This window comes from Pseudofrankia inefficax (assembly GCF_000166135.1).
In the GTDB taxonomy this organism is placed as follows: Bacteria; Actinomycetota; Actinomycetes; order Frankiales; family Frankiaceae; genus Pseudofrankia; species Pseudofrankia inefficax.
In genome coordinates this window covers 5630131-5651899 of record NC_014666.1, presented here as the reverse complement: position 1 = coordinate 5651899, position 21769 = coordinate 5630131, and the positions used below count along the sequence as shown (strand labels likewise).

The 21769-nt window shown below is 73.6% G+C and carries 19 protein-coding genes; 6 read left to right on the top strand and 13 right to left on the bottom strand.

From position 1 onward, the window contains the following. Positions 1–11: 11 nt before the first annotated feature. From FRAEUI1C_RS22845 to FRAEUI1C_RS22810, 8 genes are all read right to left on the bottom strand, one after another. On the bottom strand, positions 12–2240 hold the full coding sequence (locus FRAEUI1C_RS22845; protein ID WP_269724364.1) for an outer membrane protein assembly factor BamB family protein: 2229 nt from the start codon (positions 2238–2240) through the stop codon (positions 12–14). Positions 2241–2487: 247 nt separating this feature from the next. Beyond that, positions 2488–3225 carry a NeuD/PglB/VioB family sugar acetyltransferase gene (locus FRAEUI1C_RS22840; RefSeq protein ID WP_013425718.1) on the bottom strand — a complete coding sequence of 246 codons (738 nt, stop codon included), beginning with the start codon at positions 3223–3225 and terminating at the stop codon, positions 2488–2490. A 281-nt stretch (positions 3226–3506) separates the two neighbouring features. Next, positions 3507–4310 carry a PadR family transcriptional regulator gene (locus FRAEUI1C_RS41695; RefSeq protein ID WP_013425717.1) on the bottom strand — a complete coding sequence of 268 codons (804 nt, stop codon included), beginning with the start codon at positions 4308–4310 and terminating at the stop codon, positions 3507–3509. Positions 4311–4544: 234 nt separating this feature from the next. Continuing rightward, entirely contained in the window at positions 4545–4856 is a 312-nt protein-coding gene (locus tag FRAEUI1C_RS22830; protein WP_013425716.1) for a ferredoxin, read from the bottom strand. Between the two features lie 26 nt (positions 4857–4882). Further along, positions 4883–6190: an NADH-ubiquinone oxidoreductase-F iron-sulfur binding region domain-containing protein gene (locus FRAEUI1C_RS22825; protein ID WP_013425715.1), complete on the bottom strand. Its 1308-nt coding sequence runs from the start codon at positions 6188–6190 to the stop codon at positions 4883–4885. After that, positions 6187–6849: a ferric reductase-like transmembrane domain-containing protein gene (locus tag FRAEUI1C_RS22820; protein ID WP_013425714.1), complete on the bottom strand. Its 663-nt coding sequence runs from the start codon at positions 6847–6849 to the stop codon at positions 6187–6189. Before FRAEUI1C_RS22820 ends, FRAEUI1C_RS22825 begins: the two co-directional genes overlap by 4 nt. Next, positions 6846–7919, bottom strand: coding sequence for an FAD:protein FMN transferase (locus FRAEUI1C_RS22815; RefSeq protein ID WP_013425713.1), 1074 nt, complete (start codon positions 7917–7919; stop codon positions 6846–6848). The genes FRAEUI1C_RS22820 and FRAEUI1C_RS22815 overlap by 4 nt, the downstream gene beginning before the upstream one ends. Before the next feature lies 1 nt (position 7920). After that, positions 7921–8226, bottom strand: coding sequence for a hypothetical protein (locus FRAEUI1C_RS22810; protein WP_013425712.1), 306 nt, complete (start codon positions 8224–8226; stop codon positions 7921–7923). A 179-nt stretch (positions 8227–8405) separates the two neighbouring features. Between FRAEUI1C_RS22810 and FRAEUI1C_RS39730 the strand changes: the two genes are divergently transcribed. Both FRAEUI1C_RS39730 and FRAEUI1C_RS22805 read left to right on the top strand, forming a co-directional pair. Beyond that, the gene (locus FRAEUI1C_RS39730; protein WP_013425711.1) at positions 8406–8546 is read left to right on the top strand and encodes a hypothetical protein; all 141 of its coding nucleotides are present in this window, start codon (positions 8406–8408) and stop codon (positions 8544–8546) included. A gap of 139 nt (positions 8547–8685) precedes the next feature. Then, a complete protein-coding gene (locus FRAEUI1C_RS22805) occupies positions 8686–10071 on the top strand; it encodes an HNH endonuclease signature motif containing protein (protein WP_232425087.1) in 1386 nt (461 codons plus the stop codon). Positions 10072–10123: 52 nt separating this feature from the next. On the opposite strand, the gene FRAEUI1C_RS22800 is transcribed toward FRAEUI1C_RS22805, so the two are convergent. Further along, positions 10124–11701: an ATP-binding protein gene (locus tag FRAEUI1C_RS22800; RefSeq protein ID WP_013425709.1), complete on the bottom strand. Its 1578-nt coding sequence runs from the start codon at positions 11699–11701 to the stop codon at positions 10124–10126. A gap of 72 nt (positions 11702–11773) precedes the next feature. Next, a complete protein-coding gene (locus tag FRAEUI1C_RS22795) occupies positions 11774–12265 on the bottom strand; it encodes a hypothetical protein (protein ID WP_013425708.1) in 492 nt (163 codons plus the stop codon). Between the two features lie 111 nt (positions 12266–12376). On the opposite strand from FRAEUI1C_RS22795, the gene FRAEUI1C_RS22790 reads away from it, so the two are divergent. After that, positions 12377–13723 carry an amidohydrolase gene (locus tag FRAEUI1C_RS22790; protein WP_013425707.1) on the top strand — a complete coding sequence of 449 codons (1347 nt, stop codon included), beginning with the start codon at positions 12377–12379 and terminating at the stop codon, positions 13721–13723. 63 nt (positions 13724–13786) lie between these two features. Here the strand turns inward: FRAEUI1C_RS22790 and FRAEUI1C_RS22785 are convergent, their stop codons facing one another. Together FRAEUI1C_RS22785 and FRAEUI1C_RS22780 are read right to left on the bottom strand one after the other, a co-directional pair. Further along, positions 13787–14275, bottom strand: coding sequence for a GlcG/HbpS family heme-binding protein (locus FRAEUI1C_RS22785; RefSeq protein WP_013425706.1), 489 nt, complete (start codon positions 14273–14275; stop codon positions 13787–13789). Positions 14276–14415: 140 nt separating this feature from the next. Further along, the gene (locus FRAEUI1C_RS22780) at positions 14416–14817 is read right to left on the bottom strand and encodes a VOC family protein (protein WP_013425705.1); all 402 of its coding nucleotides are present in this window, start codon (positions 14815–14817) and stop codon (positions 14416–14418) included. A 385-nt stretch (positions 14818–15202) separates the two neighbouring features. Between FRAEUI1C_RS22780 and FRAEUI1C_RS22775 the strand changes: the two genes are divergently transcribed. The 3 genes from FRAEUI1C_RS22775 to FRAEUI1C_RS22765 all read left to right on the top strand — a co-directional run bounded on the left by FRAEUI1C_RS22775 (position 15203) and on the right by FRAEUI1C_RS22765 (position 20453). Then, positions 15203–18592 (top strand): ATP-binding protein, encoded by a 3390-nt coding sequence (locus FRAEUI1C_RS22775; RefSeq protein WP_013425704.1) that lies wholly within the window; start codon positions 15203–15205, stop codon positions 18590–18592. Between the two features lie 93 nt (positions 18593–18685). Continuing rightward, complete coding sequence (locus tag FRAEUI1C_RS22770; protein ID WP_232425086.1) at positions 18686–19195, top strand: nuclear transport factor 2 family protein; 510 nt, start codon at positions 18686–18688, stop codon at positions 19193–19195. 52 nt (positions 19196–19247) lie between these two features. Next, positions 19248–20453 carry an amidohydrolase family protein gene (locus FRAEUI1C_RS22765; protein ID WP_013425702.1) on the top strand — a complete coding sequence of 402 codons (1206 nt, stop codon included), beginning with the start codon at positions 19248–19250 and terminating at the stop codon, positions 20451–20453. Here FRAEUI1C_RS22765 and FRAEUI1C_RS22760 read toward each other — a convergent pair. Continuing rightward, positions 20450–21766: a TetR/AcrR family transcriptional regulator gene (locus tag FRAEUI1C_RS22760; RefSeq protein ID WP_013425701.1), complete on the bottom strand. Its 1317-nt coding sequence runs from the start codon at positions 21764–21766 to the stop codon at positions 20450–20452. The genes FRAEUI1C_RS22765 and FRAEUI1C_RS22760 overlap by 4 nt on opposite strands. Positions 21767–21769 lie beyond the last annotated feature (3 nt).

The window sequence follows — 21769 nt, the reverse complement described above, 5'->3', positions numbered from 1 at the left end:
CCTCCCCCTTTTCAGCGGACGCTGACCGCGTACAGGTTGTTGTCGTCGGTCCCGAAGTACGCGGTGCCGTCGGCGACCGCGACCGAGTGCACGCCGCTGGACGCGGTGACCTTCCAGCGCAGGGTGCCCTTGACCGCGTCGACCGCGTAGAGATTGGCGTCGCTGGTGCCGAAGTAGACGGTGCCGTCCACCACCACGGGTGCGCCGACGTCCCCTGAGGCAGCGAACGTCCACACCTTCTGGCCGGTCGTGGCGCTGAGCGCGTACAGGCTGCTCTGGGCGCCGCCGACGTAGACCGTGCCGTTCGCGATGGCCGGCCCGGCGCCGACGGCGGCGTGGTCGAACTGCCAGGCCCGGTTCCCGCCGCCGATGTCGGCCGCGTAGAGACTTCCGTCGGTGCTGCCGAAGTAGACCATTCCGCCGAGAACGGCCGGCGTGCCGGAGACCGCGCCCTTGGTGGGGAACGCCCAGCGCGGGTTTCCCGAGAAGGCGTCCACGGCGTAGAGGTTGGTGTCGCTGCTCCCGACGTACACGGTCTCGCCGGCCAGGGCCGGTGAATGGGTGTCGTTCTGGGCCTTGAACTTCCACCGGAACGCACCGCTGGTCGCGTCCAGCGCGTAAAGGTGGGCGTCGGCGCTTCCGACGTACACCAGGCCGCCGCCGGCAGCGGGGGAGTGCACGATCCCGTCGGTGTGGTACTTCCAGCGCGTGCGGCCGGTGGCGGCGTCGAAGGCGTACAGGTAGCCGTCGTCGCCGCCGAGGTAGACGATGCCGCCGAGGGCCAGCGGGGTGGAACCGATCGCGCCGCCGGTGGTGAACTTCCAGACCTGCCTGCCGCTGGAGATCTGGGCCGCGTAAAGGGTTCCGTCGTTGCTGCCCGCGTACACCAGGTCGCCGGCGACGCGGGGACGGCCCAGCACGGTCCCCGTCGTGGACAGCCGCCAGCGGACGGTCCCGGGCGGGCTCGCGGGGGTGGACGGCTGGCCGCCGTCGTCGAGCAGGCGCCAGGCCGTCGTCCCGGCCGCGGCGGCCGCGACGACACCGATCGCCCCGCCCAGGAGCAGGCGGCGGCTCGGCCCCTGCCTGGCCGGCTCCGAGGCCGGCTCGGGAGTGGTGCTGCCCAGGGACGGCACGGACGGCACCGGCGCGAGCTGGGTCGGCAGTCCGCTCGTCCGCACCGGCGGCGTGGACGGGATGGTCAGTTCCCGGGTGGCCTCGTTCGGCGGCCGACCGGACTCACGCGCCGCCGACGGAACCGGGCTGTCTTCCAGCCAGGGCATCGGGACGGGCGTGGTGCCGATCGGCGTCGGCGTCGGGCCTACCGCCGGTATCGGCATCGGCCCGGTCGGGATCGGCGTCTTCGAGAGGGCGGCGGGCAGCCAGCCCGGCGGGAACATGTCGGCGGCCGGCCGGCCCCCGGTCAGCTCCCGCAGAATCGTGTTCAGGTCTGGCCGCCGCGCGGGATCCTTGTCCAGGCAGCGAGCGAGCAGGGGGCGCAGTTCGTCCGGGACCTTGGTGAGGTCCGGTGGGTTGTGCACGCTGCGGTAGAGCATCGACGGCAGCGATCCGACCCCGAACGGGCCGGTGCCGGTGACCGCGAACGTGAGGACGGCGCCGAACGCGAAGATGTCGGTGGCTGTTGTCACCGTCTCGCCGTTTATCTGTTCCGGCGACATGTAACCGGGGGAGCCCATCACCGCGCCGGCATGGGTGAGCGATCCCGAGTCCTCGAGTGCCGATATTCCGAAATCGATCAGCCGGGGACCGTCGGGGGCCAGCAGCACGTTCGCCGGCTTCAGGTCCCGATGGATCAGTCCGGCGGAATGGACGGCGGAAAGGGCCTCCGCCAGAGCGGCGCCGAGGGCACGCACCGACGCGACCGGAAGCGACCCGGCGTCACGCACGGCGGCGTTGAGAGACGGGCCCGGAATGAAGGCCGTGGCGAGCCAGGGCGGATTGGCTTCCAGATCGGCGTCGATGACACCCGCCGCGAAGAAACCGTTCACGGCCCGGGAAGCGGCCACCTCGCGGGCGAACCGCAGCCGAATGTGTCGTTGCTGGACGAGATCAGGGCGGATAATCTTGATCGCTACCCGGCGCCCGCTCGGCGAGAAGGCCAGATAGACTCGTCCCATACCGCCGCTGCCCAATACGGCCGCGAGTTGATAGTTACCAACGGTCGTCGGGTCGTTCGGCCCCAATGCTTCCAAGGCCGCTCCCTCCCGCGCGCCACGGACCACGACTCCTAGGCCCTGTCGAGACTCTACCTGCGCGGATCGGCGGGGCGAACGTCCCCCGGGCCCGTGCCTGGTCAAGAATCCGATAACTGCGCCGCCGGGTGCTGTGGTAGCCAAAGGCGACGCCGCCGGCACCTAGCGGAACGCATTCCTCGCGCGGCCCAATGCTTCGCGCAGCGTCATTGTTTCAATGCGCTGAGTCACGAATTGCTGCGTACGGCCGCGCGCGAGATCAACGGCCGGAGCCGCGTCACACGCCCCGGCTCGGCGGCCCGGGCAGCGCGTACCGGCCCCTGGCCCGGGCCGGCGCGGGGCCGGTCCAGACCGGCGGCGGCCCGGCGGACGGACGGATCAGCTCGGCGGGCACTCCGGCCCAGACCTCCGCGTCGCCGACGTCCCGGGTGACGGCCGCGCCCATCCCGACCAGCGACCAGGCGCCGATGGTCAGGCCCTCGCGGATCGTGCAGTTCTGGCCGATGTAGGACCCGGCCCGGACCCGCACGCTGCCGGCCAGTGACGCGTTGGCGCACACGGTCGCGTAGTCCTCGACGACGACATCATGGGTGAGCACGACGTTCGGCATCACCACGACGTGCTCCCCGAGGGTGACGTCCGCGGTCAGCACCACGCCGGCGAGCAGGATCGAGCCCTGGCCGACCGCGCAGGACGGTGGGATCACGGCCCGCGGGTGGATCACGCTGGTGTACCGGTCGCCCGTCACCCCCATCTCCTCCAGCCGGTGGCGCAGCACCGCGCGCGAGCGGCCGGTTCCCGGGCCGAGCAACAGCCGGGCCCGCGGGTACTGGGCGACCCGGTCCATCCCGCCGAGCACCTGGGCACCGCCGATCGGCGCGCCCCACAGCGACGGGTTGTCGTCCAGGAAGCCGACGACGTGGTGATCGCCGGACGCGCGGGCGGCCTCGGCCGCCTCCCGTGACAGTCCGCCGGCGCCAACGATCAGGAGAGGTATGGGCCCGGCGGAGGTCATGGTGTCCTTTATACGGCCTTGATGGTGCGCGGGTCGCGCCACACAATCCGGGCCGGCGGGCCGCCCGGATGTCCTGTGGTTTCCAGCGACACCGGTCTCGTGCGCCGACAATCACGAGGTAAGCCGCGCGCGGAGCGGGGAACCCGCTTGGGAATTCGTGACAACGCGGCGGTTTGGTGACCTGTCCCGCGCCGGATACCGGTCCTTTGTCGCGCCAATCGGTGCCATACGGCCCGGCGGCCGGCGGGCCGGCCCGGCCGTGCGGCCGGGCCGGCTGGCGGCTACTCGGCCGGAGCCTCGGTCGCCGGTGGCTCCTGCGCCGCGGCGGGGGCCTCGGACGCCGTGGCCGTGGAGCCGGTGGCTCCGGTCTCGGCAGCGTCGGACGGCTCGCCGGCGAGCAGCAGGTAGAGGGCGCGCCGGGCGTCGGTGAGCACCTTGTGAGCGGCGGCGGTCTGGCCCGCGTCGCCGGCTCGGGCCACCTGCCAGACGGCACCGGACAGTTCCTGCACGGCGCCGAGCAGGTCGACGCCGCCGGCGCGGCCGGCCCTGGCGGTGAACGCCGCGAACGGGTCGCCGATCGTGTCCCGGTTCTTGGCGAGGTAGGCCTGCCCGGCCTCGGTGATCGTGACCAGCCGGCGCCCGCCGTCGGCCGTGACCGTGACCAGGCCCTCGTCCTCGAGCTGGCTGATCGTCGGGTAGACCGCGCCGGGGCTGGGCTGCCAGGCGCCGCCGGTGCGCTCCGCGATCGCCTGCATCAGCTGGTAGCCGTGCCGCGGGCCGTCGGCCAGCAGCAGCAGGACGGCGGCGCGCACGTCACCGCGACCGGCGCGGCCACGGCCGCCTCCGCCGCCGCGGTGCCCGGCCCGCAGCCGCGGCCCCCAGGGGCCAGGCCCCCAGGGACCCGCGCCGGGGCCGGGGCCCATGGGCGGCGGGCCGGGAATCGGGCCCAGGTCGCCCGGAACCGGGCCCATGCCCGGACCAGGGTGATGCCCGTGCCAGTGACCGTGCCGGCGGAACGGGCCGTGGTGCAGCCGTGGGTCAGCGCCGGAGTCGTCCGGAGCTGGTCCGTGGTGGTGGGACCTCATGGGGTTTCTCCTTGATGAGATGCGCGCGAGGCGCGCGTGATGAAGGTGTGCGGTGGGTGGCGGGCGGCCGGTGGGCCGTCAGCGCGACCGGGACGCCGGACCGCGGGTGCCGCCGGCCATCCGGCCTCGGCCCATCCGAGCGGGCCGGTCTTCCAGCGACACGCTCACGATATATCGCGTTAGAACTTAACGCAAGACTCTCGTCGGGTGGTGGTGCGGACCGTCAGCGACCCGTCAGGAGGCGCGACGCAGGCGCAGTGCCAACCGGGGGCACGTCTCGACGGCGCGCCGCGCGTGCGGAGCCAGGTGGTCGGGGACCGGGATCTCGCGGGCTGGCCGACCGGTGCCGGGCGCCCCGTCGCGGGCTGCCGCGGCCCGGTCCGCGTCGGACTGGGCGAGCGGGTAGCCCCAGCGGTCCTGGACCAGCAGCTCCGGCAGCAGCTCGACGCACCAGCCGCGGCCGTCGCACACGGACCAGTCCACGCCGAGCATCCACCCGGTCGGCACCAGACTGGGCCCGGACGTGCGGGAGGAGGCTGACTGCATGGTCGGTCCTTTCCGGACGGGAGAGATCAGCTGCCGGAGCCGGCGCAGCGGCCGGCGGCGTGGGCGTGCAGGTCGGCGGCGAACACGCGCAGCGCGGAGCGGACCAGCCGGGCCGCGCCGTCGGGGTGGCGGCAGGCGCCACGGCCGTCGACGAGCTCGGCCACCTCGGCCGCCTGCCGTGCCCAGGAGCCGGTCAGGCCGCCGCCGGCCAGCTGCCCGGCGGCCGCGGCCAGCTCCGGCAGCCCCGCGCGGCACGGGCCGCACTGGCCGGCGCTCTGCGCGGCAAGGTAGCCGGCGAGGCGGGCGGTCTCCGCCAGGCCGCAGGCCCGCGCCGGCAGCACGTGGACGAGGCCAGGCCCCGGGGCGGCGTCCCAGGCGGAGAGGCCCGCACGGGACAAGGGCACGTCGGGTGTCCGGTCCGCCGACAGCCAGGATCCGCCGTACCCGCCGACCCGGATCGCGCCCGGCCGCTCGGCCGCTCCACCGGCCAGGCCGACGACCTCGGCGAGCGTCGCGCCGATCGGTACCTCGACCAGCCCGGGGGACACGACCGCCCCGCCGACCGTGACGAGCATCGTGCCCGGCTCGTCGACGGTGCCCCGCTCCCGGAACCAGGCCGCGCCGTGGCGGGCCAGCAGCGCCAGATGGGCCAGCGTCTCGGCGTTGCAGACGACCAGCGACCTGCGCGACCGGCCCTGGCGTCCGGCGCCGCGGGGTGCCGGCGCGGCGAGCGGCACGAACTGGGGAAACGGTTTCGCCGCGCCGCCGTCGACGACCGCCGCCGCGGCGGAGGCCTCGCCGGCGACGAAGACGCCCGGCGGCGCCAGCCTGACCTCGGCCGGCCGCCGGTCGACGCGGGCGGCGCGGCGTTCCGCCAGCGCCCGGCCGGCGGACTCCGCCCCGGGGCCGGGCTTCACGTACACGTAGGCGTCGGCGGCGGAGACCGCTTCGGCGACCAGCGCGAGCCCGTCGAGCACCAGGTGTGGAGCGTGCGTGAGCAGCCAGGCGTCCTTGGCGCTCTCCGGCTCGCTCTCGGCCGCGTTCGCGACGACGCTCGCCGGCCCGCTCCACGCCTGGCCGCCGGAGGTGTCCGGACCGAGGGCGGCGGCGAGCTTGCGCCACATCGGGAAGCCGGCCCCGCCCCGGCCGGTCAGGCCGGCGGCGCGCAGCTCGTCCACGAGCTGTGCCGGCCGGCCGCGGTAGGGGACCGGCCCGAGCCGGGCCACGTGGTCGGCGAGGCTCGCCGCGCCCGCGGCGAGCAGTCGACCGCCGTATCCCGGCTCCGGCGACGACGCTGTCGCCGGAGCCGGGCCGGACTCGGTCGGGGTGGTCATCGGGCCAGCTCCCCGTCGGCGGGGTCCGTGGCGTTCTGCCGTGGCACCGCCGGCTGGTAGAGCTGGCCGAGCGGGCGGGGCAGCGGCTGGGCCGGGCCGGTCGCGGCTGGCCGGGCGGCGCCGGCCCGGTCGGCCTGGAAGGACGCCGAGCAGCGCCAGCCGGCGGCGACCGCGACCGCGAGCGCACACACCACCGCGACGGTGAGCTGCCACCAGGTGCCGACGTCGGTGCCTGTCCCGAGCGAGTGGAGGAATGCCACCGGCCACGCGGCGTAGGCGGCCCAGTGGACGCCGCGCCAGACCCGCGCGCCGATCCGCTGGCGCAGCAGGCTGGTGACGACCACCGCGAGCAGCAGGTCGGCGGCGCAGGTGCCGAGCCCGACCCACAGCGGCCGGTACCCGGCGGCGAAGGGCACCACCGTGTCGATCACCGCGATGTGGGCCAGCGGGTCGAGCACCAGCGTGGTCACGTGGATCACCAGCAGGGCCAGTGCCAGCAGGCTCGCGTTGCGGTGCACGGCCGCGAGCGCGAAGCCCGGCAGCCCCGCCGCCGGCTGGCCCCTCCTGGCGACGATCCCGAGCACGAGTGTCAGCGTCAGCACCAGCAGGAGCGTCAGCCCGGTACCGCGAGCGGTGTACCAGAGCACGTTCTGGCTCATCGGGCCGCCTCGGAGCGCGACAGCGCCAGCGGGCCGGTGCGCAGCCAGTCGGTCGGCGTCGGGTCGTCGTCGGGCCAGCCGTTGACGGTGACGACGGCGCCGTCCGCGCCGACCAGTCGGGCCGGCAGACCGAGGGCGTTCAGCCAGCCGACGGCGCCACGGCCCCGGACCAGCGCGGCGGTCGTCGCCGTGTTCGCGGCCAGGCAGCTGGTCGCGGCGACGGTGACCGTCCGCCAGACGACCGGCGCGGGCCGGCAGGTACGCGGGTCGAGGATGTGGTGCAGGACGCGGCCATCGCGCCGCCAGCGCCGGCCGATCGTGCTCGACGTGGCCAGCGCGCCGCCGGCGGCGAGCGTCACCGAACCGGCCGGCTCGCCCGGCCGGTCCTGGACGTACACCCGCCACCCTCCGGCCGGTGGCGCGCCCGCGGTGGCCAGGTCGCCTCCCAGGCTGACCAGCGCGCCGGTGCCGAGCCGGTCCGCGACGAGGGCGGCGCAGCGGTCGGCGGTGTGCGCCTTCGCCGTCGCGCCCAGGTCCAGCTGGATGCCCGCCGGGACGGTGACCTGGTCACCGTCGAGCGTGATCCGCCGCCAGGCCGGCCCGCGCCGGACCGCCGCGGCGACGGTCGCGCCGCCGGCGGCGGGCTCCTCGCGGTGATCCGGCCCGCGGCGATGGGCCGGGCGGCGGCGGTCGACGGGGATCAGGGCGATGTCCCGGTCGTAGCCGAGCGCCGCGAGCGGCCCGCCGAGCGTGGGGTCGACATCCCCGTTGGTCGACGCGGCCGCGGTCAGCGCGACGCCGATCAGCTCGGCGAGCACCGGGCTGACCCGGCGCGGCTCGCCGCCGGCCGACGCGAGCCGGCTGACCTCCGAGTCGTCCCGGAACCTGCTGGCGGCCGCGTCCACCGAAGCGAGCTGGTCGACGACGATCCGGTGCGCCTCGTCGAGCGCCGCCGGGTCGGTGACGACGAGGCGGGCCTTCGTGCTCCAGACCGGCCACTCGGACGAGGCCGGCTCGGGCGCGTGAGCTGGGCTGCGATCTGGGCCGGGGCGCGGAGTTCGGTCGGGCATGTCAGCTGCCCCCCGTCTGGCCGTGAAAGGTGCCGCCGGAGCCGTTGCCGCCGGAGACCAGGCCGGAGCCGCCGCTGTTGTCGAGGAGCGTCCCGTCCTGGGACGTCGTCCCGGTTCCGCTGCCGGTCTGGTCGTCGCTGGAGGAGGTGCCGGAGGTACTGGCCGCGGCGGCGCTGTGCTCGTGGGCGAGGAGACCGAACGTGACCACGGCGGCGGCACTGGCGGCCACCACGCCGGTCGTGACCCGTCCCGTCCGGCGCAGCCCGTCCTCCCGGGACGGCCGGGCCGCCGCGTCGCGCGATGCCATGGACTGTCCCTCCGTCGGCTGCTCGCGGACCGTCCCCGCGCCAGGCCGCCAGGCCGCCGGGCCCAGCCGGGCCTGTCGGCGCATCGGTGCGCGTGCAACGGTTGCCTACCTCACCAGGGTGAGCCTCAACCCTTGGAGATGGCTGAGAAATCTCTGTGCGGAGGCGATCAGGCTCGTCGGTGCTGGTGCTGGTGCTGGTGCTGGTGCTGGTCGTGGCGGTGGCGGCGGCGGTGGCGGCGGTGGCGGCGGGGCCCGGCACTGCGCGGCGCTTGGGCTGGCCGGGAATCCCGCCGTCGAAGGGCACCGTTTTCTGGTTCTGAGGGTCGGTGCTCCGAATCCTGGTGTTTCCCACTCGTCAATCAATATTTCTTTCGCATGGCCGCGGTAGCCGGTCGATCCGGCGACGCATGTTTCTCGGGATCCGTCAAATAGTGTGCACGGGGTTGTGGATAATGCGGGTTGGACGGCTGTTCGGCCCTGTGTTTTCGTTGTGGCATGTCGATTGGGGTAAGGAGTCCGCGACACCACACGCTCGCCGAGTTGGATGACCTGGTCGTCGCCCTTGAGAAACTGACTGGCGCGAACCTGTGGGCGTTGACTGACATCGAGACGCTGGAGTTCCTGGACCGCGCCGAGCGGGCCTCCCGGGTGCTGTCCGCGCTGAAGCTGGCCGCGGTCCGCGAAATACAGGGCCGCGACCAGCACCCGGTGTACGGCGACGAGTGTCTGCCCTCTGTCGAAGATCTCCTGCGCCAGCAACTCAAGCTGCGGGCCGTGGACGCCCGCCGCACGGTCGGCCTGGCCCGCGATCTCGACACGACCTATCCCCGGGTCGGCGCAGCCTTGACCGGGGCCGCGATCAGCCATGGCCAGGCGGACGCCATCGTCGCCGCGCTGAACTCCCTGCCCGCCGACACCCCGACCGAACAGCGCGACTGGGTCGAGACCTTCCTGCTGGCCCAGGCCGAAACTCTCGACGCGGGCCAGCTCGCCATTCTCGGCAAGACCATTCGTGCCCGCATCCGCGACGAGCTGCACCCTCCTGGCAGCGACCCTGGCGACGACGGCGATCAGGCCCGCCGCCGGGAGTTGCACCTCACCGACCAGCCCGACGGAACCACTCGCGTCACCGGAACCCTGGACGCCGAGGCCGCAGCGGCGATACGCGCCGCGCTCGAACCACTCGCCAGGCCTCGCCCCCTCGGCGAGAGCCCCGAGGACCGCCGCACGGTTCCCCAGCTGCGGGCGGATGCCCTGGTTGAGCTCATCGAACGGGTTCTGGCTGCGGGCACCCTGCCGCTGTCTAGAGGGACCCGTCCGCACCTCACCGTCCTCACGACGGTCGATGGGCTGCTGGGCCGGTCGGGCGGCGCGCCGGCCACCACGGGCTACGGGCTGCCGCTTTCCCGTGCCGCGCTCGAACGGCTCGGCTGCGACGCGGACCTGACGCACATCCTGCTCTCCAAGGAAGGCATGCCCCTGGAACTTGGCCGCACTCGTCGCATCGTGCCGCCCTGGCTACGCCGAGCGCTGGTCGCCCGGGACGGCGGATGTGCCTTCCCGCAATGCCCGAAGCCAGCGCCCTGGGCCGACGCCCACCACATCGTCCCATGGTCTGCTCGCGGTGATACCAGCCTCGGCAACACCGTGCTGCTGTGCCCTTTCCATCACCGGGTCCTCCACCGGGGTGAATGGGCCGTCGTGATGGGCTCCGACAGTCATCCGAGCTTCGTGCCGCCGTATTCCGTCGATCCGGCGCGCCAGCCACGCCGAAATCCACTTCACCGCGATCTCGACCAGCTTTACACCGGAACCTGGGAGGCTCCGGAGGTCGTGGCGGCTTGAGTGGGTGGCGCAATGGCCGGGGGACCCACCAGAACCGGTCGCGAGGGCGCAATCAGGCGCGGAGCAGCGTGACGGGGCGGCCCTGGGGGGTGGTGACGATGCCGAACTGAGTGCGCTGGGCGATGGGGGCAGCGGTCGGGCGGCGGTCGAAGATGACGAGGGTGCCGGTGTCGAGGCCGAGGGCGTCGAGGTAGGCGTCGAGCTGGCCGATGCCGTCACGAGTGGGGTCGCCCTTGTCGGGGCGGTGAACCTTGATCTCCAGGGCCTCACGCTGCAGGGCCGCGTTGGCCTCGGCGTCTTGGTAAGGCCAGCGCACGAGCAGGTCCACCCGGCCGCGGCCGACGCCGTACTCGCGGTCGACGTAGCCCCCGCCATTCACGACCCGCTGGAGGAAGGCCATGAGGATCAGGTGGGGAGCGGCCTCGCGGTACAGCTGCGCGGCGGCGAGCATGTCACCGTTCTCGCGCCAGAAGTCGGCGAACGACTCAAGGATCCCGCGAAAGTCGAGCCGGCCGTCGGCGCGGACGAACGAGCTCGGGCTCGCCGTCACATTGGCCTGTACCCCGGCGGACAGCACCCGCGGAATGACCTCCCGGTAGAGCGGGTTCGCGACCTGGACGGGGTCGGTCTGTTTGATCAGGCCGAGGTCGCGGACATAGCTGAGATCGTCGTCGTACGGATCGACCTTCGTCAGCCCACCGGCGAGCATCGGCTCGATGACTCGACGGACCCGGGGCTCCGTGAGTTTGTCGACGAGCGAGTCCAGATGGGTCGCACGCGCCTGGATGAGCCGTTCCTTGGCCCGGTCCAGATGGGCGGTGGTGATGGGCACGTCCACCGGCACGGCCATGTTCCGGACGACCTCGCGGGCCAGCGCGTTGACCAGCCAGGGCTGTCCGGCCGTCAGCTCGAAGGCCCGGCTCAGGGCGTCGGGGGTGAACTCCTGGCCGGTGTCGGCGGTGTGCTGGCCATAGAGGCTGCGCACCTCGTCCTCGGTGAAGTCGCCCAGGCGCAGCGACTCCACCTTGACGTTGAACGGGCTGGCGGTGCCGAGGCGGCTCGGGTCACCGCCCGAGGCGGCCTTATAGTCGCGGACGTCCCTTAGGCCACACAGGATTATGGACGCGGGATAGTGCGCCGGTCGCTCGTTGAAGCCCTCGCGCAGCTGGCGCAACACGTTGATCAGGCTCTCGCCCTGAATCGCGTCGATCTCGTCGAAGAAGAGCACCAGCGGGCGCGGACAGGCCTCGGCCCAAGCCGTCAACGCGCCTCCGAGCGTCCCGATGTCCGGTGTCTTCGCCCAGGAACGCGGGCGCAGTTCCTCGGGGAGTGAGATCCGGGCGCGTCGCTCGATCGTTTGCAGGATCGCCTGCTGCGCGGCGACATAGTCATCGCCCGCGGATTCGGCCACCTCGCACGAGAAATGCAGCGCCGCATACTTACCGCTCGCGGTCAGCTCGGTGGCCAGCGCGCGCAGGGCGGTCGTCTTGCCGGTCTGGCGGGGTGCGTGGACGACGAAGTACTCGGACTCGTCCACCAGTGCCGGAGCCGCGGGCAGGCGGGTAAGAGCCGGGATCATGTAGTGCAGGTCGGGCAGGCACGGCCCCGACGTGTTGAACCGGCGTGTCACGGCCTGCCCCCTTCACGCTCGCGGTCAGGGACCGTCTCCCGACAGACTACGGATCATCAGCCCCCCGGTGCGTCAGGGCAGGCGAGTCGCGGCCAGCCTGCCGAGGGTCCGGGCCGCGCCGGGCCGGGCGTCGGCGCCGATCTCCAGGCTCAGGTAGTTGTTGCCCTTGGAGACGTAGACGGTCTGGATGTTCGCGCTGTTCGTGCAGACGAGGGCCCGATACCCGGAGCCGTCGGCCTGTTCGATCTTCCTGTCGCAGCTGGGGGCTGACCTCGCGCCCGGCCCGGCGCCGCGCCAGCTCCAGAGGCTGGCGTAGCCCTTCGGCGAGGAGAACCAGCAGCCGAGGGTCTTCGCGTTGCTGACGGAGACCTGCGCCTTGCCGGGGCCGAAGGTCGATCCCACGGCGGCGCTGATCTCCGCGGGGGTGAGCAGCGAGCAGGGTGCGACGGCCTGGGGCGCCGGGCCCGACGAGCCGCAGGCCGTCGTCGCGACGCTCAGCACGGCGGCCGCGGCCAGCAGGAGGGCGGATCGGTGTATCCGTGCGGCCCGCCGGTTCGAGGTCATCCCGCAATCCTCTCCAAGCGACGTTTCCGGGCAGGTCGCGGGGGTGGCGTTCGACGCAGTAGGCCCCCGAAGGCTTGCCGGGGTCCGGCCGGCTCGGCTGAATGAGGCGTCATGGGGACGTTGCTGCGGGGCGGGGTCGTGCTGCCGATGGCGCCGGAGCGCCGGCGGTGGCTGTTGCAGCCGGGGTCGGTGCTGTTCGACGGGGTCGAGATCGTCGCCGTCGGGACCGTCGAGGAGCTCGACGCCGACCCGCGGGCCACCGGCCCGGACGTCGAGGTGATCGACGCGACCGGGTTCGCGGTGCTCCCGGGCCTGCACAACTGCCATCTGCACTCCGGACTGCTGCGCGGGACCGCGGAAGGGCTCGCGCTCTTCGACTGGCTGCAGACCTACGTCGATCCCGCGCACCGGGCGCTGACCCCCGAGATCGCCGAGGCGGCGAGCTGGCTGTGCTACGCCGAGGCGCTGCGGTCGGGCACGACGTCCGTCATGGACATGTGGCGGTTCCTGGACGGCTCGGCGCGGGTGGCCGGGGAGCTCGGCATCCGGGCGACCCTTGTCCCGTACGTGGCCGACGAGACCGGTTACGACTACTTCGAGTCGATCGAGTCGACCCGCGCGCTGCTGGCGAAACACCGGGAGTCGTACGACGGCCGGGTCCGCTCCTGGGTCGGCCTGGAGCACCTCTTCTACTGCACCGAACGGGCCTTCGCCGACGCGTCCGCGCTCGCGGCCGAGTACGACACCGGCCTGCACGTGCATTCCAGCGAGAGCCGCTGGGAGGTCGAGGAGTCGCTACGCCGGTACGGGCACCGGCCGCTGGCGGAGATCGCCCGGCGTGGCGCGCTGGACGGTGGGCGCGCCGTCGTCGCGCACTGTGTCTGGCTCGACGACGCCGAGATCGACCTGATCGCCGCGACCGGCACCAGAGTCGCGCACTGCCCCGCCTCGAACATGAAGCTGGCGTCCGGGCCGGCGCCGATCCCGAAGCTGTGGTCCGCGGGCGTCACCGTCGGCATCGGCAGCGACGGCGAGAAGGAGAATAACTCGCTCGACATCCTCGAAGAGGTGAAGATCGCGTCGCTGCTGCAGAAGCTGGTCGGGCTGGACCCGACCGCGGGCGATCCCTGGGACATCCTCGCGATGGCGACGATCGAGGGGGCCCGCTGCCTCGGCCTCGGCGAGCTCACCGGCAGCCTCGAACCCGGCAAGCGCGCCGACGTGATCATGGTTGACCTGCGCAAGCTGCACACGACGCCGCTGCTGTCGGGCGCAGACGCCAATGTGGCCGCGCACCTGGTCTTCTCGTCGTCGGGCCAGGACGTCGACAGCGTCTGGGCCGACGGCCGCCGGCTGCTCGCCGGCGGGAGGCTCCTCACAGCCGACGAGGCCGTGATCCGCTCCCGAGCCCAGGCCGCCGCCGAGGAACTGTTCGCCCGCCGCGCCGCGCTGACCTGAGCCAGGGAGCAAACAGGTCAGGTGCGGCGGCGGCGGCAGGTCAGGTGCGGCGCCGGCGGCAGGTTAGAGCGCGGCGACGGCGGCCTGGGCGACGGCCTGGTCATGGGTGGGCGAGCCGCCGCTGACGCCGACGGCGCCGACGACGGCGTCGTCGCGCAGCAGCGGGACGCCGCCGGCCGCGGCCGGGCCGCCGTCCCTCCCGGAACCGCCGTCCCTCCCAGAACCTCCGTCCCTCCCAGAACCTCCGTCCCTCCCGGAACCGGAGCGGGCGTCGTCCTGGCGCGGGCCGCCGTTGGGGGAGTCCCAGCGGGCGCCGGTGGCCGCGAGGTCGAACACCCGGCCACTGGCCAGCCGAGGCAGGGACCGGCACGCGTCGACGGCCTTGCGGATCGACACGTCGACGCTGCCGGTCCACGCCCCGTCCATGCGCACGTGGGAGACCAGGTTGCCGTCCCGGTCGACGACGGCGATGTTCATCGGCTGGCCGAGCTGGTGCGCCCGCCGCTCGCCCGCCGCGATGACCCGCCGCGCGTCGGCCAGTGACAAGATCACGGTCCCCCCTAGCAGCCGCCGGCGGCAGGGCCCCCGGCGGCGTCGACGTGTCCGGGCGGAATGCCCAGCTCACGACGCTAGGTCCGCCGACGCGCCGAACTCGCGCGCGCCACGTGGCCCACCTGTCCGCTGCCGCCCGGCTACGCCGCAGGCGGGGCGAAGAACTCCAGCGCGATGCCGTCCGGGTCCTTGAACGCAAGGCCCGAGCCGTAGTGCGAGTCGACGATCTCGCCGTGCTTGATGTCCAGCCCGTCGAGGCGGTCCCGCCAGGCGGTCAGCTCGGCGCGGTTGAGGCAGCCGAAGGCCACGTGGTCGAGTCCGACCCGCCGCGGGCTGAACTCGCCCGCCCAGGCGTTGCCCGGGAAGTAGTGCAGCCCGAACAGCTGCTGGCCGCCGGCCAGCGCGAAGACGACGTGGTGGAACGGCCCGGTGTCCTCGTCGAGCACCGGGTCGGCGCCGAACAGCCGGCTGTACCAGGGGACGCTGGTCGCGAGGTCGCTCACCGTGACGGCGACGTGGTTGACGGCGGGAAAGGACGTCATGGACGTGGCCTCTCGTTCGGGTTCGCTCCGGCCCTGATGGCGAAGCGGTACGGCGCAGACGCTAGGAACCGGCGCTTCCCGCGCACTTCCTCGCGCGGGCCGATGCCCGGCCTGCCGCGGGAAGGCCGCGGCACCGGTCAGGGAAGACGCGGGGAAGACGCGCGGGAAAGTGCAGGCCCGGCGGCCGCGCGACCCCCCGCCGGCCGTCGGGTCCGCGGCGGCGCGGCGCTGACCTGGGCAGTTGATGTCGCGAAGGCGACTGGCCCCGCACCTTCGGCGCGGGTCGAAGGCCCGCAGGACGGCCGACAATCAAGCCATGGAGTTGGCTCGAGCGATTTCGGCTTCGGGTTCGGTTGCCGTCGCACCCCCGGCGGTTCGGATTCGGATGCTCGGCGGCTTTCAGGTACTGCTCTGCCGCCCGCCCGTGGCCCCCGGCCGGGCGGCGAAGGCCGGCGGGCCGCGTCCGGAACCCACCGTCTGCGTGCCCGTTCCCGCGCAGGTGTGGCGACGCCGGCAGGCGGCCGCGCTGGTGAAGCTGCTCGCCCTGGCGCCCGACCGGCGGCTGCACCGCGAGCAGGTCCTGGCCACGCTGTGGCCAGGCGTCCCGGTCGACGAGGCGGCGCCCCGGCTGCACAAGGCGACCCACTATGCGCGCCGGGCACTGGGCGGCCCGGACGCGATCCAGCTGCGCGGCGACACCTTCGCGCTGTGCCCCGACCGGGACGTCACCGTCGACGCCCGGGCCTTCCGTGACCTCGCCGAACGGGCCCTGCGCCGGGAGAGCGGCGACGAGACGGCGCGCCTGGCCGCCGACCCGGTGGGAGCCGCCACGGCCGCCGACGCCTACGGCGGGCCGCTGCTGCCCGATGACCTCTACGAGCAGTGGACGCAGGACGAGCGGGACCGGCTGCGGCTGCTGTACGCCCGGCTGCTGCGCGCCGCCGGCCGGTGGGAGGAGCTGCTCGCCGAGGACCCGGCCGACGAGGAGGCCTACCTGGCGCTGATCCGCGGCCAGGCCGGCCGGGGCGAGCGGCACGCGGCGCTGCGCGAGTTCGGGCGGATGGACCGGGCGCTGCGCCGCGAGCTGGGCGTCGGCCCCAGCCCCGAGGCCCTCGCGCTGCGCGCCGAGATCCTGGCCCGGCCACCGGACGCGCCGGGCCGGACCGAAGCGCCCCAGACCGGACCAGGACAGATTGAGCCGGGCCCGCCGCCCGACGACGGTCTCGTCGGACGCGACGACGAGCTGCGTCTCCTGGACGAGCTGCTGGCTCGTTCCGCGGCCCGCGGCGGGGCGTACGACGCGTCCGCTGGTGGTCCGGCGCTGGAGGCCGGCGTGGTCCTGGTCAGCGGTGTGGCCGGCGTCGGCAAGTCGGCGCTGCTCGCGGCGGCGGCCCGGCGTGCCGCGGCCGCGGGCTGGTGGGTCGGCCTCGGCGCGGCCGCGCCGATCGAGGGCGGCTGGCCCTACGGCCCGCTGCTGGAGGCCTTCAGCGACCTGTTCCGCCGGCATCCGTCCCTGCTCGCGGACCTCAACGACGACTGCCGCGCGGGCGTCGAGCGGGCGATGTCGAGCCGTGACCTCAGCTGGGCCGGCGCGGGCGGCCATCAGCAGGTCTTCGTCGCCGCGGCCCAGCTGCTGCGCTACGCGGCCGAGGGCGGGCAGCGTGCCGCGCCGGGGCGGGCAGGCGCCCTGCTGGTCGTCGACGATCTGCACGACGCGGACGACGCGACCCTGCGGATGCTGCACTACCTGGCCAGGTCGCTCGCCGGGCTGCCGGTCGTCCTGCTGCTCGCCCACCGCGCGCCACCGGGCGACGCCGCCGCGCCGCCCGCGTTCGCGGAGGTGCGCGCGAGCCTGCTGTCCCGGGGAATCGCCGTCGCCGTCGACCTCGGGCCGCTCGACGAGACCGCGATCGCCGCGCTCGTCGCTCGCCAGCTGCGGCCTGCGGCCGGGCGTCCGGCGTCGCCGGCACCCGAGTCCGGCCCGGTCGGCGCGGCGCTGGTCGAGCGCATCTGGCAGGTGTCCCAGGGGCTGCCGTTCACCGCGCTGGAGCTCGCCCGGCGGGCGGCCGCCGAGCCGGCGAACCCGTTCTCGGTGGACGCCGCCGCGATCGACGGCCTCTCGGCCGCGGCCCGGGACGTGCTGCTGCGGCTGGCGGTCGTCGGGCGGTCGTTCGACCTGGACGAGCTGGTCGCGCTCGCGGGCCGCCCGGTGCCCGAGGCGTGCGTGGTGCTCGACGAACTGATCGGGCGCGGCGCGCTCGAACGGACCGACACCGGCTTCCGGTTCCGGCACCACCTCGTCCGCGACGCGCTGCTCGCCGGACTGGCGCCCTACCGGCTGCGCGCGATCCACCGCGAGATCGCCGAACGGCTCGCGGCGCTCGGGGCCGCGCCGGCGCGGGTCGGCCACCACTTCCTCCAGGCCGGCGAACGTGCGCGCGCCGTGCCGTACGCGCTGCGGGCCGCCGAGACCGAGGCTGCGCTCGGCGCCTACCGGGACGCGCTCGCGCTGGTCGACCAGGTGCACGCCGAGGCCACCGGCGACGAGCTGGCCCGGCTGCTGGCGCTGCGCGCGGACCTGCTCGCCGTGCTCGCCGACCCCGGAGCGTCGGGCGCCTACCGGGCGGCGATCGGGCTGGCCGCGCCGGACGACGCGCGGGCATTGCGGGCCCGCCTCGCCCGCGCCCTGCTCATGGCCGGCGACCTGGACGGCGCCGCCGCGGCGCTCGACGGCCTGGAGCAGGGCTCTGGCCCCGCCGACGCGAGCATCAGCCTGACCCTCGGGCTGCTCGCCTACTTCGCGGGCGACCTGGACCGGGCGGCCGCCATCGCCCAGGAGGCCCGCCGCCGGATCGTGGCCGCCGAGACCGACCGGACGGTGTGCGACCTGGTCGCCCTCGTCGGCCTGGTCGCGCACGACCGCGGTGAGTTCTTCGCCCAGCTCACGGCCGAGCTGCGCCGCACCAGCCAGCTGCCGGCGCTGGCCGCGACCGTGTTCGACGCCCACCTGTGCATCGCCCAGTACCTGCTCTACGGCTCGACGCCCTACGCCGAGGTGGTCCGGCTCGCCGACCAGCTGCGGGACGCAGCCGAGACGGCCGGCGCGGCCAGGGCGGTCGCGTTCGCGGAGTGCCTGGCCGGCGAGGCGCTGCTGCTGGCCGGTGACCTCGACCTCGCCCAGCGGCGGCTGACCAGGGCGGTGGCCCGACACCGTGACGTCGCCTCCACCGCCGGCGAGGCGCACGCGCTGCAGCGGCTCGCCCAGGCGCGGCTGGCGCTGGGGGACGGCGCCGAGGCGAACCGGCTGCTGCTGCGGGCATTGCCGATGGCCCGGTGGTCGCCGATCGCCGCCCACCTGGTGCAGCGGATCTACGGCACCATGGTCGCCGCCGCGCCGGACACGGCGGCCGCCTACGCCGTCGTCACCCAGGCGCAGGACGCGCTCGGCGTCGACGACGGGTGCCTGTTCTGCGCGGTCGCCTTCGCCGTGCCGGCGACCATCGTCTCGGCGCAGGCCGGTGACCTCGACCGGGCCCGCCGGCATCTCGCCGCCGCGCGCCGGTCGGCGGCGCTGTGGGAGGGCACCGCCTGGCAGGCGGCCACCCAGGAGGCCGAGGCCTGGCTGGCCCAGGCCGAGGGCGACCAGGCTCGCGCGCACGAGCTGCTGACGGCGGCCGGCCGGCTGTTCGACTACGCCGGCCACCCGTCCGACGCCGCCCGCTGCCGCGCGGCGGCCGGCCCGGCCGCGGTCCCGCTGCTGGGCACCGTCCGGTAGTCGGCCGTACGCAGGGCCCAGGTTTCAGACCCCCAGGTTTCAGACACCCAGGTTTCAGGGGCGCCGGCCGGCGGGCGTGAGAGCGTGGCCGGGGTGGAGATCGAGGCTTTGGAGGAGCTGGCGGCGCGTGAGGCGATCCGCCAGCAGCTGCACAACTACTGCCGGGCGATGGATCGGCGCGACGACCCGCTCGGCTACGCCGTCTGGCACGACGACGGCACCGCGGATTACGGCCCGGGGATCTTCCAGGGTCGCGGGCGGGACTTCGTCGACCAGGTCTCCCGCAACCATCTGCGGCGCCTGGCGCACTCCCACCAGATCGCGACGGTCGGGATCGAGGTCGCCGGCGACCGGGCCGCCAGCGAGGCGTACGTGACCGTGCGCCTGGTGTCCGCGGCGGGCGACGGCTTCACCGAGGAGCTGTACGCCGGCCGGTACCTGGACCGCTGGTCGCGGCGGGACGGGCGGTGGGCCGTCGACCACCGGGTCTGGGTCCTGGACTTCGGGGAGCTCGACCGCCCGGTGACGGGCCACCTGCCCGGCGGCGGCAGCCGGGACACCGCCGACCCGTCCTACGCGCTGTTCCGGGACCTCCGTGACTGACGCCACTGTTAGTCCGTTGACGTAGGTGTTAGAAACGACCTATGGTTCCGATATGACCAGTCCCAGGTTTCCTGTGTTCGATGCTGACAACCACCTGTACGAGACGCGTGACGCTCTGACGAGGCATCTGCCTGACGGGTACAGGGGCCTGATCGACTACATCGAGGTGAGGGGCCGGACGAAGATCGTGGTTCGGGGGCAGATCTCGAACTACATTCCGAACCCGACGTTCGATGTGGTGGCTCGGCCGGGTGCGCAGGAGGAGTACTACCGGAAGGGCAATCCGGATGGTAAGAGCCGTCGGGAGATCTTCGGTGAGCCGATGCGGTCGATCCCGGCGTTCCGTGAGCCGGCCGCGCGTCTGGAGTTGTTGGACGAGCAGGGTGTCGAGCGGACGTTGATGTTCCCGACGTTGGCGAGTCTGGTGGAGGAGCGGTTGCGGGATGATCCGCGGGCGATCCACGCGGTGGTTCACTCGCTGAACGAGTGGCTGTATGAGACGTGGCAGTTCAACTACGCCGACCGGATCTTCACGACGCCGGTGATCACGTTGCCGATCGTGGAGAAGGCGTTGGAGGAGCTGGACTGGGTGATCGAGCGCGGCGCGAAGGTCGTGTTGATCCGCCCGGCGCCGGTGCCTGGTTTCGAGGGTTCGCGTTCGTTCGGGTTCCCGGAGTTCGATCCGGTGTGGCAGAAGATCGTCGACAACGGTCTGGTTGTTGGTATGCACTCGTCGGACTCGGGCTACGAGCGGTACACGAACGACTGGATGGGTAGCAACAGCGAGTTCCTGCCGTTCCAGCCGCAGGCGTTCCGGATGCTGTCGGGCTGGCGCCCGGTCGAGGACTCGGTGGCCGCGCTGGTCTGTCACGGCGCGTTGACCCGGTTCCCGGATCTGAAGGTCGCGTTCATCGAGAACGGGGCCAGCTGGGTCGCGCCGCTGCTGAAGTCGTTGAAGGACCTGTACAAGAAGATGCCGCAGGACTTCCCGGAGAACCCGATCGAGGCGATCCGCCGCGCGATCTACATCTCCCCGTTCTGGGAGGAGAACTACGCCGACCTCGCCGAGCTCCTCGGTGAGGACCACGTCCTGTTCGGATCCGACTACCCGCACCCGGAAGGCCTCGCGGAGCCGGCGAAGTACGCGGACGACCTGCTGGCCTACAACGACGAGGCACGCGTCGCGAAGTTCATGGGCGGCAACCTCGCCACCCTCATGGGCTACCCCGCGAAGGTCGACGCCACCGCCGGCGTCTAGCGGCCCAGGAGGCCGCGCTCGATCACGTGGACCGCGGCCTCCAGCGTCGTCGCCGAGCGGCGACCGTCACCGAACGCGTCCAGCAGGGCCATCGCCACGATCGCGTCCGCGTCGACGTCACCGAAGCCGCGCGGCGCCAGGAAGTGCACGAGATGGCGCCGGCCCCAGTCCAGGGCGGCGGCCGCGTCGGTCCCGAGGGCCGGTTCGTGCAGGGTCGCGTCGACCCAGATCCGGATGACGCCGGCCTCGGAGACCTGCACCTCGTTGTACGTGCGCAGCCAGGCCCGCAGCGTCGCCGTCGACCAGGCCTTCCCGGTCCCGGGCGCGGGCGCGGGGATCTTGGCGAGGGTGCTGGACAGCGGGGTCATCGCCGTCAGGACGAGGGTCCGGGCGAAGTCGGCCTTGTTCGCGAAGTACCGGTAGAACAGGCCGTGCGAGACGCCGGCGGCCTCGACCACGTCGTCGATCCGGGTGCCGTGGTACTCGCGCCGGACGAAGACCTCCTGCCCGGCGGTCAGCAGGGCGTCATAGCTGGCCCGGGCGCCGTCGGTGAGCGCCGCGCGCCTGGCCAGCGCCTCGGCGGCCGGCCGGTCGAACTCGATGAGCGGCGCCACCGCGGCCTCGGGCCCGTGCACGTTCACCTCGGGCAGCAGGCCGAAGAACGCCCGGTGGATGAAGTCGGCGATGGCGTCGTCGAGGCGCTCCCGCGTGTAGGCCTCCGGCGCGGCCTGACGGAAGATCTTCGCGGAGTAGCACGAGCGGGCCGTGGTCGCGAGGACCAGGCCGATGACGGCGTCGACCTCGCGAGGGGCCAGCGTCGTCGAGGTGAGCTTGGAGCGGATCAGCGCGATGTTGAGCGCCGCGGCCTGCGCGTTGAGGGCGCTGAGGCTCTCCGTCTCCTTGGCCGCGCCCTCGAAGACGTGGAAGACCGCGCCGAAGTGCTCGTAGATGTCGCCGTACCGCTGGACCCACTCGCGGATCGTCGCCCAGCCGGCCGCGTCCGGGGTCAGCGGCGCCATCGCCTCGACCGAGGCGCCGACCTGCCGCGCGACCTGCCCGGCCAGGTGCCCCAGCACGTCCTCCTTGCTGGAGAAGTACTGGTAGAACGACACCCGCGAGCAGCCGGCGCGCTTGGCCAGTTCGGCGATGCTGGAGGTGTGGTAGCCGCCCTCGCCGAAGACCTGCAGCGCGGCGGCCAGGATGCGCTGCTGGGTGCGCTGCCCGCGCCGGCCGACCGCCGGGTTGTCCGAGAACGGCGCGCGCCGAGCGATCGACTCCGGGGCCGGTAGCACCCACGTCGGCTCGCTGGTCATGGT

Coding starts and splice junctions, on each gene's coding strand:
- FRAEUI1C_RS22795 (WP_013425708.1), bottom strand. CDS start 12,265: ATGACCTCGAACCGGCGGGCCGCACGGATACACCGATCCGCCCTCCTG.
- FRAEUI1C_RS22830 (WP_013425716.1), bottom strand. CDS start 4,856: ATGCAGTCAGCCTCCTCCCGCACGTCCGGGCCCAGTCTGGTGCCGACC.
- FRAEUI1C_RS22825 (WP_013425715.1), bottom strand. CDS start 6,190: ATGACCACCCCGACCGAGTCCGGCCCGGCTCCGGCGACAGCGTCGTCG.
- FRAEUI1C_RS22810 (WP_013425712.1), bottom strand. CDS start 8,226: ATGGCATCGCGCGACGCGGCGGCCCGGCCGTCCCGGGAGGACGGGCTG.
- FRAEUI1C_RS22760 (WP_013425701.1), bottom strand. CDS start 21,766: ATGACCAGCGAGCCGACGTGGGTGCTACCGGCCCCGGAGTCGATCGCT.
- FRAEUI1C_RS22790 (WP_013425707.1), top strand. CDS start 12,377: ATGGGGACGTTGCTGCGGGGCGGGGTCGTGCTGCCGATGGCGCCGGAG.
- FRAEUI1C_RS22780 (WP_013425705.1), bottom strand. CDS start 14,817: ATGACGTCCTTTCCCGCCGTCAACCACGTCGCCGTCACGGTGAGCGAC.
- FRAEUI1C_RS22775 (WP_013425704.1), top strand. CDS start 15,203: ATGCTCGGCGGCTTTCAGGTACTGCTCTGCCGCCCGCCCGTGGCCCCC.
- FRAEUI1C_RS41695 (WP_013425717.1), bottom strand. CDS start 4,310: ATGAGGTCCCACCACCACGGACCAGCTCCGGACGACTCCGGCGCTGAC.
- FRAEUI1C_RS22840 (WP_013425718.1), bottom strand. CDS start 3,225: ATGACCTCCGCCGGGCCCATACCTCTCCTGATCGTTGGCGCCGGCGGA.
- FRAEUI1C_RS22765 (WP_013425702.1), top strand. CDS start 19,248: ATGACCAGTCCCAGGTTTCCTGTGTTCGATGCTGACAACCACCTGTAC.
- FRAEUI1C_RS22820 (WP_013425714.1), bottom strand. CDS start 6,849: ATGAGCCAGAACGTGCTCTGGTACACCGCTCGCGGTACCGGGCTGACG.
- FRAEUI1C_RS22815 (WP_013425713.1), bottom strand. CDS start 7,919: ATGCCCGACCGAACTCCGCGCCCCGGCCCAGATCGCAGCCCAGCTCAC.